Source organism: Microbulbifer marinus (assembly GCF_900107725.1).
In the GTDB taxonomy this organism is placed as follows: Bacteria; Pseudomonadota; Gammaproteobacteria; order Pseudomonadales; family Cellvibrionaceae; genus Microbulbifer; species Microbulbifer marinus.
Genome location: NZ_FNQO01000006.1, coordinates 1 through 15,854, shown reverse-complemented (window position 1 = coordinate 15,854; position 15,854 = coordinate 1). Strand labels below are relative to the sequence as shown.

The 15,854-nt window shown below is 59.7% G+C and carries 11 protein-coding genes; 10 read left to right on the top strand and 1 reads right to left on the bottom strand.

What is annotated here, in order from left to right:
- Window positions 1-3: 3 nt before the first annotated feature.
- The 6 genes from rluD (at window position 4) to BLW36_RS16200 (ending at window position 9,795) form a co-directional block, all read left to right on the top strand.
- On the top strand, window positions 4-960 hold the full coding sequence (gene rluD / locus BLW36_RS16225; protein ID WP_091391133.1) for a 23S rRNA pseudouridine(1911/1915/1917) synthase RluD: 957 nt from the start codon (window positions 4-6) through the stop codon (window positions 958-960).
- An 89-nt stretch (window positions 961-1,049) separates the two neighbouring features.
- A complete protein-coding gene (pgeF, locus tag BLW36_RS16220; protein WP_091391132.1) occupies window positions 1,050-1,814 on the top strand; it encodes a peptidoglycan editing factor PgeF in 765 nt (254 codons plus the stop codon).
- 154 nt (window positions 1,815-1,968) lie between these two features.
- Complete coding sequence (gene clpB, locus BLW36_RS16215; protein ID WP_091391131.1) at window positions 1,969-4,572, top strand: ATP-dependent chaperone ClpB; 2,604 nt, start codon at window positions 1,969-1,971, stop codon at window positions 4,570-4,572.
- Window positions 4,573-4,838: 266 nt separating this feature from the next.
- A complete protein-coding gene (locus tag BLW36_RS16210) occupies window positions 4,839-5,978 on the top strand; it encodes an efflux RND transporter periplasmic adaptor subunit (protein ID WP_244506303.1) in 1,140 nt (379 codons plus the stop codon).
- 18 nt (window positions 5,979-5,996) lie between these two features.
- Window positions 5,997-9,095 carry an efflux RND transporter permease subunit gene (locus BLW36_RS16205; protein WP_091391129.1) on the top strand — a complete coding sequence of 1,033 codons (3,099 nt, stop codon included), beginning with the start codon at window positions 5,997-5,999 and terminating at the stop codon, window positions 9,093-9,095.
- A 154-nt stretch (window positions 9,096-9,249) separates the two neighbouring features.
- Entirely contained in the window at window positions 9,250-9,795 is a 546-nt protein-coding gene (locus BLW36_RS16200; protein WP_091391128.1) for a fasciclin domain-containing protein, read from the top strand.
- A gap of 73 nt (window positions 9,796-9,868) precedes the next feature.
- On the opposite strand, the gene BLW36_RS16195 is transcribed toward BLW36_RS16200, so the two are convergent.
- A complete protein-coding gene (locus BLW36_RS16195; RefSeq protein ID WP_091391127.1) occupies window positions 9,869-10,339 on the bottom strand; it encodes a DUF4124 domain-containing protein in 471 nt (156 codons plus the stop codon).
- Between the two features lie 474 nt (window positions 10,340-10,813).
- Between BLW36_RS16195 and BLW36_RS16190 the strand changes: the two genes are divergently transcribed.
- From BLW36_RS16190 to pssA, 4 genes are all read left to right on the top strand, one after another.
- On the top strand, window positions 10,814-12,550 hold the full coding sequence (locus BLW36_RS16190) for an acetolactate synthase 3 large subunit (RefSeq protein ID WP_091391126.1): 1,737 nt from the start codon (window positions 10,814-10,816) through the stop codon (window positions 12,548-12,550).
- A gap of 11 nt (window positions 12,551-12,561) precedes the next feature.
- Entirely contained in the window at window positions 12,562-13,053 is a 492-nt protein-coding gene (ilvN, locus tag BLW36_RS16185) for an acetolactate synthase small subunit (protein WP_091391125.1), read from the top strand.
- Between the two features lie 25 nt (window positions 13,054-13,078).
- A complete protein-coding gene (gene ilvC / locus BLW36_RS16180) occupies window positions 13,079-14,104 on the top strand; it encodes a ketol-acid reductoisomerase (protein ID WP_091391124.1) in 1,026 nt (341 codons plus the stop codon).
- 118 nt (window positions 14,105-14,222) lie between these two features.
- The gene (pssA, locus tag BLW36_RS16175; RefSeq protein WP_091391123.1) at window positions 14,223-15,116 is read left to right on the top strand and encodes a CDP-diacylglycerol--serine O-phosphatidyltransferase; all 894 of its coding nucleotides are present in this window, start codon (window positions 14,223-14,225) and stop codon (window positions 15,114-15,116) included.
- The last annotated feature ends 738 nt before the right edge of the window (window positions 15,117-15,854 follow it).

Below are 15,854 nucleotides of genomic sequence, written 5' to 3'. Positions count from 1 at the left end.
TTAATGAATGACCATCTCGAACTCGATATCGAAGTCCCGGCCCGCCTGGCTGGTCACAGGTTGGACCAGGCCGCAGCGGAATTAATTCCCGACTATAGCCGTGCGCGCCTGCAAACCTGGATAAAAGGCGGCCAATTGACCGTCGATGGCGCCCAGGCCAAGCCAAAAGACAAGCTGTTTGGCGGCGAGCAGCTGCGGCTGCGCGCCGAACTGGAGCCGCAGGGGGAGTGGCGCGCCCAGGCCCTGGACCTGGATATCCTCTTTGAAGACGCCAGCCTGCTGGTGCTCAACAAGCCGGCGGGCCTGGTGGTGCACCCGGCGGCCGGCAACCCGGACAGCACGCTGCTGAACGGCCTGCTGCATCACTGCCCGCATCTGGACAAAATCCCGCGCGCGGGCATAGTGCACCGGCTGGACAAGGATACCAGCGGCCTGATGGTGGTGGCCAAGACACTGCCGGCCCAAACCAGCCTGGTGGACCAGCTCAAGGAGCGCAGTGTCAGCCGCCAGTACGACGCCCTGGTGCAGGGGCAGATCACCGCCGGTGGTACCGTCGACGCCCCGATCGGGCGCCACCGGCAGAACCGCCTGAAGATGGCGGTGCTGGACTTTGGCGGTAAGGAAGCGATCACTCACTACCGGGTACAGGAGCGCTTTCCCGCCCATACACTGCTGCGCTGCAAGCTCGAGACCGGCCGCACGCACCAGATTCGCGTGCATATGGCGCATATCCGCCACCCGCTGGTGGGCGATCCGCTATACGGTGGCCGCCCGAAACTGCCTCGCGACGCGTCCGCAGAACTGATCGGCGCCCTGCAGCAGTTTCCGCGTCAGGCCCTGCACGCGGCCGAACTGGCGCTGATACACCCGGAGAGCGGCGAGGAAATGCACTGGTGCGCGCCGATGCCCGCGGATATGCTGCAACTGCTCGCGCTGTTGCGTGCGGACCGCCAACGTTAATCTGTGCGGCCGCGCCAACCACCCGATGGCGCAGCGCGAGTGTTTTCACCGGCTCCACCCCGACCAATTCGGCTTAAGGCAAAGTATCGATGTCCAGCGACCACTACCTGTTCCCCAACTGGCCCGCGCCAGCGAATGTGCGTGCGGCCACCAGCCTGCGCGGTGGCGGTCACAGCGCGGGTGTCTATGCATCCTTCAATCTCGGTGCGCACGTCGGCGACGACGAGCAGGCGGTGGTGGCCAATCGCCGCCAGCTACGGCAGGAACTGGAGCTGCCGGCCGAGCCCCAGTGGCTGGAGCAGATTCACAGTGACAAGATCGTCGAAGCGCAGGCCGACGGCCTGGTGCGCACCGCCGATGCAAGCTTTGCCTTGGAACCCGGCGCCGTCTGCGCGGTACTCACCGCCGACTGCCTGCCGGTATTGTTCTGCGACAGGGCGGGTACCCGGGTGGCCGCCGCGCACGCCGGCTGGCGCGGGCTGGCCGGTGGCATCCTGCGCAGTAGCGTGGCGGCGCTCGATTGCGAGCCGCGTGAACTGCTGGTGTGGCTGGGCCCGGCCATTGGCCCGCGCGCGTTTGAAACCGGCGTCGACGTGCTGGAAGAATTTTTCGAAAATGCGCTGGATGGCGAGCACACCGAAGCGATCGCCCAGTGCTTCCGCCCGCACACGGAAAAACCCCTGCACTTCCTTGCCGATATCTATGCGCTGGCGCGTGCGGAATTGCGACAGCTGGGCGTCGATGCAATCTATGGCGGCGATCACTGCACTGTTTCCGAGGCCGACAGTTTCTTCTCCTACCGCCGCGACAAAACTACCGGTCGCATGGCATCGCTTATCTGGTTGAAACCGTAGCTCGGCGCGCGAAATTCGCGCCGGTTGATCTGGATCATTGAAAACCCGCCTTCCGCCCTTATTTTATTCCGCAACACTACACTGAATGTCTGGCGCCAAATCGGCGCCACCACATATCGCTTCAATAGTTATGCGAGGAGGAGAGGTTTCGTCCATGCGTATAGACAGAATGACAAACCCGCTGCAGGCCGCGATTGCCGATGCGCAGTCCCTGGCCGTTGGGCGCGACCACAACCAGATTTATCCCGAGCATGTATTGCTGGCACTGCTGAATCAGAACAATGGCAGCGTGCCGGCCTTTCTTTCCCAGGCGGGCTTTAATCTCAACGGGCTGCGCAACGATCTGGCCAAGAGACTCGACAGCCTGCCCACCATCAGCTCGCCTACTGGCGACGTGGGCATGTCGCAGGAATTGGCGCGGCTGTTCAATCTCGCCGATAAAAAGGCGCAGCAGAACGGCGACAGTTTTATCTCCAGTGAGACGGTGCTGTTGGCCGCCTTCGATTCCGCAGCCGGAGAGATTGCCAAGATTCTGAACGCCAACGGCGACCTCAATCACCTGCAGGAGGCGATCAAGAAGGTTCGCGGCGAGGAAAAAATCGACGATCCCAACGCGGAAGAGGCGCGCCAGGCGCTGGACAAGTACACCCTGGATCTGACCGAGCGCGCGGTTTCCGGCAAGCTGGATCCGGTCATCGGTCGCGACGATGAAATCCGTCGCACGATTCAGGTATTGCAGCGGCGCACCAAGAACAACCCGGTGCTGATCGGCGAGCCCGGCGTCGGCAAGACCGCGATTGTCGAAGGCCTGGCGCAGCGTATTGTCAACGGCGAAGTACCGGAAGGCCTGAAAGACAAGCGCTTACTGTCGCTGGATCTCGGCGCCCTGCTTGCCGGCGCCAAGTTCCGCGGCGAATTCGAGGAGCGCCTGAAAGCGGTATTGAACGAGCTTTCCAAACAGGAAGGGCGCATCATCCTGTTTATCGACGAGCTGCACACCATGGTCGGCGCCGGCAAGGCCGAGGGCGCGATGGACGCCGGCAACATGCTCAAGCCGGCACTGGCGCGCGGAGAGCTGCACTGCGTCGGCGCCACCACGCTAGACGAGTACCGCAAATATATCGAGAAGGATGCGGCGCTGGAACGCCGCTTCCAGAAGGTACTGGTGGACGAGCCCACCGAAGAGGACACCATCGCGATTTTGCGCGGCCTCAAGGAGCGCTACGAAGTCCACCACGGTGTGGATATCACCGACTCCGCGATTATCGCCGCGACCAAACTGTCGCAGCGCTATATCACCGACCGTCAGTTGCCGGACAAGGCCATCGACCTGATCGATGAGGCGGCGAGTCGTATCCGCATGGAAATCGACTCCAAACCCGAGGCGATGGACAAGCTCGACCGGCGCCTGATCCAGCTGAAGATCGAGCGCGAGGCACTGAAGAAAGACAAGGACGACGAAGCGGCCAAGAAACGCCTGGCCAAACTCGAAGAAGAAATCCACCAGCTGGAGAAGGAGTACTCGGATCTCGAGGAAGTCTGGAAGGCGGAAAAAGCCCAGCTCGCCGGCAGCCACGACGTCAAGGAAAAACTGGAGCAGGCCAAACTGGATATGGAGGCCGCGCGTCGCGCCGGGGATCTAACGCGTATGTCGGAGCTGCAGTACGGCGTCATTCCCCAGCTGGAGCAGCAACTGAAGTCCGCCGCCACTGCCGAGACCAGTGAGGAGCCGCGCCTGCTGCGCAATCGTGTCACCGATGAGGAAGTGGCGGAAGTGGTGTCGCGCTGGACCGGTATTCCGGTGTCGAAAATGCTCGAGGGCGAGCGGGAAAAACTGCTGCGCATGGAAGGTGAGCTGCACCGGCGCGTCATCGGGCAGGGCGAGGCAGTGGAAGCGGTGGCGAATGCCGTGCGCCGCTCGCGCGCCGGGCTCGCCGACCCGAATCGTCCCAATGGTTCCTTCCTGTTCCTCGGCCCAACTGGGGTGGGCAAGACCGAGCTGTGTAAGGCGCTGGCCCAGTTCCTGTTCGACACCGAGGATGCGATGGTGCGCATCGATATGTCGGAATTTATGGAGAAGCACTCGGTGGCCCGCCTGATCGGCGCTCCGCCCGGTTACGTCGGTTACGAGGAGGGCGGTTACCTCACCGAGGCCGTGCGCCGTAAGCCCTACTCGGTGGTGCTGCTCGACGAGGTGGAAAAGGCCCATCCGGACGTCTTCAATATCCTGTTGCAGGTGCTGGACGACGGGCGCCTGACGGACGGCCAGGGCCGCACCGTGGATTTCCGCAACACGGTCGTGGTGATGACCTCCAACCTGGGGTCCGACCTGATCCAGAAATTCGCCGGCAGCCGCGACGACGATGAGGTGGATGCGGAAATTCATTACCGGCAGATGAAAAACGCGGTGATGGAAGTGGTCGGCCAGCATTTCCGTCCGGAATTCATCAACCGCATCGATGAAGTGGTGGTGTTCCACCCACTGAACAAGGCGGAAGTGCGTTCCATTGCCGCCATCCAGCTGGATCACCTGCGCAGGCGCCTGGCGGAGCGCGACCTGAAACTCGAGGTGGCGGAGCCGCTGCTCGACAAGCTGGCGGAAGTGGGCTTCGATCCGGTATACGGCGCCCGCCCACTGAAGCGTGCGATCCAGATGTGGCTGGAGAACCCGCTGGCGCAGGATGTGCTGGCGGGCAAGTTTGCGCCCGGCGACACCATTCACGCGGAGCTCGAAGGCGACAAGCCCGTATTCCGCTAATCCTCCCCGTATACGCGGGGCGTCCGCTTCTGCAGGCGCCCCGCACTCGTCCCTATTGTCCCGCCGAACGGCTTGATCAAGCAGGTTTTACCAACAGGGGATTCGCGCCAATCCGCGTGCAATAGTGCGGCAGGGCGCGCACATACATGCGCTTTTCTTCATAAACTGAACTGTATTGTTCGGCAAAAGTGCCTTGGTGCCGCGGCTCATCCATAGGCCGGGATGGGCGGGAGGAAATTCAAGCTGTCATTCAATGGATTGACCCTGTGTCTGATTCGGGCGGAATTCTGAACAAACGCATGCTGTTAATGCTGGTCGGCTGCCTGCTGCTGTTCGGCGGTATCTTTGCGTTCAAGATGTTTGGTCGCCACATGATGAACAGGGCATTCGACAGCATGCCGCTGCCGGCGGCGACAGTTACCTCCGCGACCGTCGAGCGGCAGACCTGGCAGGAAAACCTGTCCGCCGTGGGTACTTTGCGCGCGGTGAACGGTGTCGAGGTCACCACTGAGGCACAGGGCGTGGTCAGTGCGATTCATTTCCAGTCGGGCCAGCCCGTTGACAAGGGCGAGTTGCTGGTCGAGATAGCGGCGGAACCGGAGAAGGCGGAATTGCAGGTGCTAGAGGCGGAGTTGAGACTCGCGCGGCGTAATCACGAGCGCATCAAAGCGCTGCATAAGAGAGGCGTCACCACCGACGCAGATCTGGACAATACGCGCAGCGCGCTGGATCAGGTGCTCGCCAATCTGGAAGTACAGCGTGCCACGGTTGCCAAGCGCCGCATCACCGCTCCTTTCAGCGGCGTGCTGGGAATTCGCCGTATTGACCTGGGGCAGAACGTGAGCCCCGGCGAGGCGGTGGTGTCGCTGCAGCAGCTGGCCCCCATCTTTGTCGATTTCTCGCTGCCGGAGCGCCATTTCGCCAGCATCGTTCCCGATCTGCCGGTAACCCTGACGACGGATGCCTTTCCCGGCAAGGAGTACCGCGGACGTATCACGGCGATAGATCCGCGGGTGGATAGCGCCAGTCGTAATTTCCTCGTTCAGGCAACGCTGGACAACCCCGATAAGGATCTGCACCCGGGTATGTACGCCGATGTGGCGGTGGAAATCGATGCCCGTCGCCGGCTGCTGGTGATCCCACGCACGGCGCTGATCTTCTCGCCCTATGGCAACGCCGTATTCGTGCTGGAAGAAAACGAACAGGGCGACGGCTACGTTTCCAGCAAGCGATTCGTCAAGACCGGTGAGGAGCGCGGCGACCTGGTGGAAATCCTACAGGGGGTTAGCGCCGGCGAAGTGGTCGCCAGCAGCGGGCTGCTCAAGTTGCGCAATGATGGCGCGGTGATCATCAACAATGAGAACAAGCCTCCCGCCAATGCCTATCCCGAACCGGATAACAGCTAGTGTCGGGCGGGGCCAGTCGTGAATTTCACTGAGATCTTTATTCGCAGGCCGGTACTGGCAACAGTGGTCAGCCTGTTTATCTTCCTGCTCGGTCTGCGCGCGGCCACGGAGCTGAATGTGCGCCAATATCCGGAGCTGGAAAATGCGGTGATCACGGTTACCACCGTCTATGTCGGCGCCGATTCCGATCTGGTGCAGGGATTTATCACCACGCCGCTGGAGCAGGAAATCGCCACCGCCGATGGTATCGACTACATGGTGTCTACCAGCGTGCAGGGGGTTTCCACCATTCAGGCCTATGTGAGTTTCGATTACGACCCCAACGAAGTGCTCACCCAGGTGGTGGCAAAGGTCAACCGCTTGCGCAGCGAGTTGCCGGAGGAGTCGGAAGATTCCAGTGTCGATATGGCGGTGGGGCAGACTACCGCAGCGATGTATCTGTCATTCTCATCGGAGATACTGGATAACAATCAGATCACCGATTACCTGACCCGTGTGGTGCAGCCGAAATTATCCACCATTCCCGGCGTGCAGCGCGCACGCCTGCTCGGCAATCGTACCTTTGCGATGCGCATCTGGCTCAAGCCGGCACAGATGGCCGCGCAGCAAGTGACGCCGGCAGATGTGAGTGAGGCGTTGCGTGACAACAACGTGTTGTCCGCGGTCGGCGCCACCAAGGGGTCGCGGGTGGCGATGGAGATCAGGGCCAATACGGATATCGCCACGGCGGATGCATTCCGACGGCTGGTGGTGCGAGCCGATGGCGATCGCCTGGTCCGCCTCGGCGACGTGGCGGAGGTGGAGCTGGGCTCGGAGTCCTACGACACTTCAGTCACCTTCAATGGGCGCTCGGCAACCTTTTTTGCCATAGAGGTGGCGCCGGACGCGAATGCCCTCGATGTCATCCGGGTAGTGCGGAAAAAACTGGAAGGGGAAATCTTCCCGCAGCTGCCGCGGGGCATGATCGGTGAAATTCCCTACGACAGCACCGAGTATATTCAGGACTCCATCGACGAAGTGGTAAAGACCATCGTCGAGGCGGTACTGATCGTCATTCTGGTCATCTATCTGTTTCTCGGCTCGTTGCGCAGCGTATTGATACCGGCCATCGCCGTACCGCTGTCGCTGGTGGGTGCATTGTTCCTGATGCTACTGATGGGGTTCTCCATCAATCTCCTGACCCTGCTCAGTATGGTACTGGCCATCGGCATCGTGGTGGACGACGCGATCATCGTACTGGAGAACGTCCATCGCCACATCGAAGAGGGGATGGCGCCGAAAGAGGCGGCCATTGTCGGCGCTCGTGAGCTGGCGTGGCCGGTCGTAGCCATGACCACGACATTGATCGCGGTTTATCTGCCGATCGGTTTTCTCGGCGGGCTTACCGGCACTCTGTTTGTGGAATTTGCCTTCTCTCTGGCCGGCGCCGTGCTGTTGTCGGGGGTGGTGGCTTTGACGCTGTCGCCGATGATGGCATCCAAGATTCTGCGCCCGTATGACGGCGATGGAGGTTCCAGACTGGAGAACTGGCTCGAGAGCAAGTTCGAGCGGTTGCGCAAGGGCTACCAGCGCCGGCTGCACAATGCCCTGGATGATCGGCTGGTGATATTGATCTTCGGTGTCATCGTGCTGGTCAGCTGCTATTTCCTGTTTGTCACCTCGCCGAGCGAGCTGGAGCCGAAAGAAGACCGCGGTTTTGTGTTGACGATTTCCTCCGCCGACGCCTATGCCACGATTGACTACCTGGAACAGTACACTGGCCAGCTGAACGAGATCGCCGAGCGACACAGCGAAGTTGAAAACATTTTTCTGCTCAATGGCGTGGGTGGTGCCGGTAATGCCAGCAACAGTGCGATCGCCGGCTTCGTGCTGGACTCGTGGAACGAGCGCGACAAGGACACGGCGGAGATGCAGGCCATCATCAGTGAAGAGGTCGCGGAAATTGCCGGCCTGAAAGTTGCCGTGGTGGTTCCGCCAAGCCTGCCAACGGCTGGTGGGCGCCTGCCGGTCGAATTTGTGATCGGCGCTACCGAACCGATGGAAAACCTCGCCCGAGTTTCCGACGAAATCGTGGCACGAGCACTGGCCAGCCGGAAATTCATTTTCGTCGACTCCGATTTGAAGATCGACAAGCCGAAGGTCGAGATAGAGATAGATCGCGACAAGGCGGCGGCGATGGGCGTGAGCATGGCGGATCTCAGTCGCGATCTGGGGGCGATGCTGTCAGGTGCCTACACCAATCGTTTTTCGCTGGATAACCGCAGTTACAAAGTGATTCCGCAGGTAGAGCGTGTCGATCGCCTCACCGCGGAACAATTGCAGCAATACTATATTCGCGCGGTCAATGGCGACCTTGTGCCGGTGGCGACACTGGTCAATTTGCGCGAGACGGTGGAACCGCAACAGCTGAAACGCTTTCAACAGTTGAATGCGGTGACTATTTCCGGCGTGCCGCGCCCGGGCATCACGCTCGGCGAGGCACTCGATGTCCTCGAATCGGCCGCCCGCGAGATACTGCCGCGGGGTTACTCCATCGACTACGCCGGGCAGTCGCGACAGTACAAGTCCGAAGGTTCGCAGCTTGTGATTACTTTTTTCTTCGCGCTGATCGTGATCTATCTGGTGCTGGCCGCGCAGTTCGAGTCCTGGCGCGATCCACTGATTATGCTGGTGACTGTGCCGATGAGTGTGTGCGGGGCGATGATCTTTGTCAGTCTCGGGTTCACGACACTGAACATCTACACGCAGGTCGGCCTGGTGACGTTGATCGGCGTCATTTCCAAACACGGAATCCTGATCGTGGAGTTTGCCAACAAGCTGCAGCAGGGCGGGCTGGACAAGCGCGCGGCGATCGAGGAGGCGGCCTCAATTCGCCTGCGGCCGGTGTTGATGACCACCGCCTCGCTGGTACTGGCGATGGTGCCGTTATTGATTGCCGCCGGGCCAGGCGGAGGCGCGCGTTTTGCGATGGGCCTGGTGGTGGCAACAGGCATGACCATCGGCACGCTGTTTACGCTGTTTGTGGTGCCGGCGATGTATCTGTATCTGGGGCGGGACTATCAGCAATTGCCGCAATCGCAACGGTCGGCAGATAGCCACCGGGCTGGGGAGGCCTGAACGGCCCGGGTTCAGTGACTTCAGGCGTCTGCACTGAACCCTTGGAGTGCGCTGTGTGAGAGTGGGTGCTGACCCTATACTGCCGGACAGTTCGAAGCACTTCGGGCGGATTCCCCGCCCGGCTTACCCCGAGCTTCACTGTGGAGGTGGAACCATGCGTTCTTTGCAACTTTTTTTTGCTCGACTCGCGCTGGCACCATTGCTGCTGACAGCGCTTTACTGTGGATCGCTACAGGCTGCTGATGCCAGCAAGACGATTGCGGAAAATGCCGCAAATACGGAAAGCTTGTCCACCCTGGTGGCCGCGATAAAAGCAGCGGAACTGCTGGAAACGCTGAAGGGTGAAGGGCCCTACACCGTATTCGCGCCGACCAACGATGCCTTTGCGGCACTTCCGGCCGGCACGGTGGACATGTTGCTTAAGCCGGAAAACAAGCAGAAGCTGCAGAAGATTCTCGGCTATCACGTGCTGCCGGGAAAGGCGACTGGTGAGGTCGTTATGGAGTTGACCAAGAAGGGGGGCGGGCACGCTAAAGTCGCAACCGTTCAGGGCGAAGAGCTCACTCTCAAGGTGGACGGCGACAAGGTGATCGTCACCGACGCCAAGGGCAACTCCGCCACGGTGATTCAGGCAGATATCATGAATTCCAATGGCGTGGTACACGTCATTGATGGGGTGTTAATGCCCTCCAAGCAATAGATTGCCGGCATAACCCGGCACCCTGGGCGGCCTGCCGGGCCGCCTTTTAATTTGCCTGCCGTCGGGCGGGGAATCAGCAATTCTCCTGCATGACCTGCTGCATATTCGCTATGCGCTGCTGGCGCTCTTCTTCCGGCAGGACGCGCATCTTGCCGTCCTGACCGATTTCGCGTACGCGGGCGTGGGTGGTCAGTTCCTTTAAGTTGTTCTGTGCCATGCGGCAGCGCTGGGCGCGCACTGCCTGTTGCGCTTTGCTCAGCGCTTCGGCTTGCTGCGGCTCCTGCTGGGCTTCCGGCGCGGCCGCTACGGCCTTCTCCACGGAGGTTGCCCCGTCCGCGGCCTGCTCAGCTCTCTTTGCCTGCTGCTCCGACTGCCACTGCTTGTAGCGCTCGGACTTGGGTTTGCGGATAACCTCGACGCCCTCTTTCTGTGGCGGCTGCGCGCCGAAGTGCACCACCCCGTTCTCATCCACCCACTTGTAGATACCATCGGCTTGGGCGGAGATTGCCAGGAAGGAAATCAGTATCGCGAGAGCGATGCGCATGGGGGTGCCCCTCTTTGTTCTATTTCGTATGTGCCAGCCGGCATTGTAGCGGTCTGTGTGCATTTTGCATGCAACCGTTTTAACACTTTCGCCAATCCCCACGGCCAACGCTATTGACAGTCCCGGTCCAGTTTGCAAAATCAATCGCTCGCTCGGCGAGTAGATGTCACCGCATATCCGCGGATCCAGTTCTACCCCCCGGTGGGCCACCCGCCCGCCAGATCCTGTCGAGAGGGTCCTCCTCATCCGCGGAGGCCTGTAAGCCCATCACGGACACCTTCGGTGCCCCTGCGGGGTTGGCGTTTTTTGCATTGTCGATGAAGCTATCCTAAAAATCGGCATGAAAATACGCTGCAGGCTGATATTTGTCACAATTTTCCTTTACAATCGCCCTTTGACGTTCTCGTCATGTGGCGGTTTTCCCGTTCTTGAGTGATGAATATCCTACGAAACCGGAAATATGAGGGGGTTCCAGTGGAATTACTATCCGGCGGCGATATGTTGGTTCGCGCGCTGCAGGATGAAGGGGTAGATCTGATTTTCGGCTACCCCGGCGGTTCGGCGTTACATATCTACGATGCCATCTTTCGGCAAAAAGGCATCAAGCACGTGCTGGTGCGCCATGAGCAGGGAGCTACCCATGCGGCGGACGGCTATTCCCGTTCCACCGGCAAAGTCGGCGTGGTCCTGGTGACCTCGGGACCGGGCGCAACCAATGCGATTACCGGCATCGCCACCGCCTATATGGATTCCATTCCCATGGTGGTGATCTCCGGGCAGGTGCCGAGCGACAAGATCGGTGAGGACGCCTTCCAGGAAACCGACATGGTCGGCTGTTCACGGCCGATCGTGAAGCACAGCTTCCTGGTAAAGAACGCCGAAGAAATTCCCGAGGTGGTGAAGAAGGCCTTCTATATAGCCAGTACCGGCCGGCCCGGCCCGGTGGTGATCGACATACCCAAGGACGTGACCAACCCGGCCGACCGCTTCCCGTATCGCTATCCGGAGAAGCTCCGCATGCGCTCCTATACGCCGGCGGGCAAGGGGCACAGCGGACAGATCCGCAAGGCCATTGCGCTGCTGTTGTCAGCCAAGCGCCCGGTGATCTATGCCGGCGGCGGCGTGGTACAGGGCGAGGGTGCCGGCTTGCTGACAGAATTGGCGAAACGATTGAACTACCCGGTGACGAACACCCTGATGGGGCTTGGCGCCTATCCTGGCAGCGACAAGCGCTTCCTCGGCATGCTGGGTATGCACGGCACCTTTGAAGCCAATACGGCGATGCACCACGCCGATGTGATTCTGGCGGTGGGGGCACGTTTCGACGATCGCGTGACCAACACGCCGAACAAGTTCTGTCCGGGTGCCAAGATCATTCATATCGATGTGGATCCGGCGTCGATCTCCAAGACCATCGTTGCCGACATTCCGATCGTGGGTACCGTGCAATCGGTGCTGAGCGAGATGCTGGAAATGCTCAAATCGTCCGAAGAGCAGCCGGATCAGTCCGCGATAGTCGACTGGTGGCGGCAGATAGACGACTGGCGCGAGCGCCACGGTATCTACACGGCGCCCCGTTACCGGACCGACGGCGCAATGATCATGCCGCAGGAGGTCATCCGCGCCGTCTACGACATCACCGAGGGCGATGCTTTCGTTACCTCCGATGTGGGGCAGCACCAGATGTTTGCCGCCCAGTATTACCTGTTCGACAAGCCGCGGCGCTGGATCAACTCCGGCGGTCTCGGAACCATGGGCTTCGGCCTGCCGGCGGCCCTGGGGGTGAAGATCGCGCACCCGGATAAGGATGTGGTCTGCGTTACTGGCGAGGGCAGTATCCAGATGTGTATCCAGGAGCTGTCCACGGCCACCCAGTATCACCTGCCGGTAAAAATCCTCTGCCTGAACAATCAGGCACTGGGTATGGTAAAGCAGTGGCAGGAAATGCAGTACGAAGGGCGTCTGTCCAACAGTGTGTACGAGGAGTCCCTGCCGGACTTCGTCAAGCTCGCCGAGGCCTATGGCCATCTGGGCGTGAAGATCGAGCGCCGCGAAGAGTTGCACGACAAGTTGCACGAGGCGTTTGCGATCAAGGACCGCACGGTATTTATCGACGTCTACGTCGATCCGTCCGAGCATGTGTATCCGATGCAGGTGATGCCGAACGGCTCCATGCGGGATATGTGGTTGAGCAAGACGGAGCGGACCTAGGAAGTAAGACGATGCGCAGAATAATTTCAGTTCTGATGGAAAACGAACCCGGTGCTCTGTCGCGCGTGGTTGGACTCTTCTCCCAGCGCGGCTACAACATTGAGAGCCTGACAGTGGCGCCGACCGAAGACGCCACCCTGTCGCGTCTGACGATGGTCACTATCGGCGACGATCACAAGATCGAGCAGGTCACCAAGAACCTGAACAAACTGATCGACGTGGTGAAACTGGTCGACCTCACCGAGGGCTCGCATATCGAGCGCGAGTTGCTGTTGGTCAAGGTGCGCGCCAGCGGTGCGCAACGCGACGAAGTGAAGCGCAGCGTGGATATTTTTCGCGGCCAGATAGTGGATGTCACCAGCAACATGTACACCGTGCAGGTGGCTGGTACTGGTGAAAAATTGGATGCTTTTTTGCAGGCCCTCGGTGAGCACACGATTATGGAAGTGGTGCGCTCCGGAGTGTCGGGTATCGCCCGCGGCGAAAAAGTTTTGAGTGTTTGAATTAGTAAGAAATAGGAAGTGAACGATGCAAGTTTTTTACGATAAAGATTGCGATCTCTCTTTGATCCGCCAGAAGACCGTGGCCATCGTTGGCTACGGCTCCCAGGGCCACGCCCATGCCAACAACCTGAAAGACTCCGGCGTTGGCAATGTCGTTGTCGGCCTGCGCAAAGGCTCCAGTTCCTGGGCCAAAGCGGAGAAGGCCGGGCTGCGTGTGGCGGAAATTGCCGATGCGGTAAAAGATGCCGACGTGGTAATGATCCTGGCACCCGACGAGTACCAGGCTGCAGTCTATCGCGAGGAAGTCGCCCCGAATCTGAAGTCCGGCGCTGCGCTGGCCTTTGCGCACGGCTTTAACGTGCACTTCGAGCTGATCGAGCCGCCCAAAGACGTGGACGTCATCATGATTGCTCCGAAAGGCCCGGGCCATACGGTTCGGTCTACCTATCTGGAAGGCGGTGGTGTACCGACGCTGATCGCCGTTTATCAGGACGCTTCTGGCAAGGCCAAGGAGCTGGCGCTGTCCTACGCCTCCGCGAATGGTGGCGGTCGCTCCGGTATCATTGAAACCAATTTCCGCGAAGAGACTGAAACTGATCTGTTCGGTGAACAGGCTGTTCTCTGTGGCGGTGTGTCCGCACTGGTGATGGCTGGCTTCGAAACCCTTACTGAAGCGGGTTACGCGCCGGAGATGGCGTATTTTGAATGTCTGCACGAGCTGAAGCTGATTGTCGACCTGATGTATCAGGGCGGCATCGCTGACATGCGCTATTCTATTTCCAACACCGCTGAGTACGGCGACTATGTCACCGGCCCACGCGTCGTAACCGAAGAGACCAAGGCCGAGATGAAGCGGGTGCTGAAAGATATCCAGACCGGCAAGTTCGCCAAGGACTTTATGTTGGAGTCCCTCGCCGGCCAGCCCCGTCTGAAAGCGGAGCGCCGCATCGGTGCCGAGCACCAGATCGAGCAGGTGGGCGCCAAATTGCGCGCAATGATGCCGTGGATCAAGGCCAATAAGATTATCGACAAGACCGAAGGCAACAGCTGATCAGTCGACGATAATCAAAAAAGCGGCGGGGGAGACTCCGCCGCTTTTTTTTGTTCTGTGCGCAGGATCGCCAATGGCGTTACACTCGCCGGCTGCACAACGCATTAACGGAGAAAATATGAGCGACAAAGGGGAAGACAAGAAATCCGCAGCCGAAGCGCAAGCATCCGCCGAGGAGATTCGCCTGCCCGTCGATGAGCATATCGAAGAAGAGGTTTCGGCCAGCGGCAAGAAGGTACGCGCGCGCGGTGTATATCTGCTGCCGAATCTGATTACCACCGGCGCCCTGTTCAGCGGTTTCTACGCGATTATCGCCGGTATGAACGGCAATTTTGAGGCCGCCGCCATCGCTATTTTTGTCGCCATGATTCTGGACGGGCTGGATGGTCGCGTGGCACGGCTGACCGATACGCAGAGCGCATTCGGTGTGCAGTACGATTCCCTATCGGACATGGTGTCCTTTGGACTGGCGCCGTCGCTGGTGGTCTTCAGCTGGGCGTTTGGGCATCTCGGCAAGTTCGGCTGGGCGGCGGCCTTCCTGTATGCGGCCTGCGCAGCGCTGCGACTGGCCCGCTTCAACACCCAGGTGGACACCGTCGACAAGGGCGTCTTTATCGGCCTGGCCAGCCCGACCGCAGCCGCCATTGTCGCCAGTATGGTCTGGGCCGGCCACGACGCAGAGGTAGGGCCGGCTCTGGCCGTGATCGCTGCCGTGGTGACCATGATCGCCGGTCTGTTGATGGTGTCCAACTTCCGTTATACGAGTTTCAAGAAGCTGGACTTCAAGGGGCGCGTGCCCTTTGTGATGATGCTGGCCGTTATCCTGATTTTCAGTCTTGTGACCATTGACCCTCCTCGGGTTCTGTTGACGCTGGCTGTGCTCTACACCGCCTCCGGTCCGGCGCTGTGGTTCTGGCGGCGCTTCCACACCCCCCGCGCCGAGGCGAAACAGGCGGCGGCAGCCGGCGAATCGGGGGAAAAGGTGGAAGATACGAAAGACGACCAAAGTTAAGCCCAAGTTATTTGGTATTCATGCCCTGTGACACTAAAGTTAAAGAGCGGGAGCGTGAACTTGGGTTCTACGACCGGCAGGAGGCCAGAAGGTCTTCAGTAGGCCAAAGAGGTCTCGATGATTCCCCGGAGGAGGGAAATCTGCCACAGGCCCAAAAAAGGGCTTGCAGAGCGCCGCATCAGCCCGTATAGTTCGCGCCCTCGTCGTTGAGTGAACGGCGAGACGGCAGCTCCAAGTGATTGATTTTCTTGAGAAAATTTCTTCAAAAAAGAGCTTGCCAAGGTCGAAGAGGTCGCTATAATGCGCGCCACTTCGAGGGGAGTCTGAAGGCTTCCAGAGGGGTTCCTGGCAACCCTTCGAGAGATGAAAGAGCAGCTTTTAGCGGCGCTTTCCTCTTCCGAAAAAAGCTCCAAAAAAGAGCTTGTCAGGGTTGAGGAGGTCGCTATAATGCGCGCCCCTTCAAGCGGAACCGGAAGCGGTTTCGCGAGGTTGGAAAGAGGCTCTCGAGCCGCTGCGAAAACCTCGAAAAAAGCTGCAAAAAAGCACTTGCTTCAGCAGCCCGGATGTGTAGAATACGCGTCCCGCAGTTAGGGCCTAGCGCTCAACTGAGTTGTTTAAAAATTCGATCAAGCAATATGTGTGGGTGCTTACGGGGCGATGAATCGATACATCTGGCTTCGGCCAGAAAACGATTTATCGGAAGTAAGTAACTCATGTCAATGAATTACGTTTTAATTC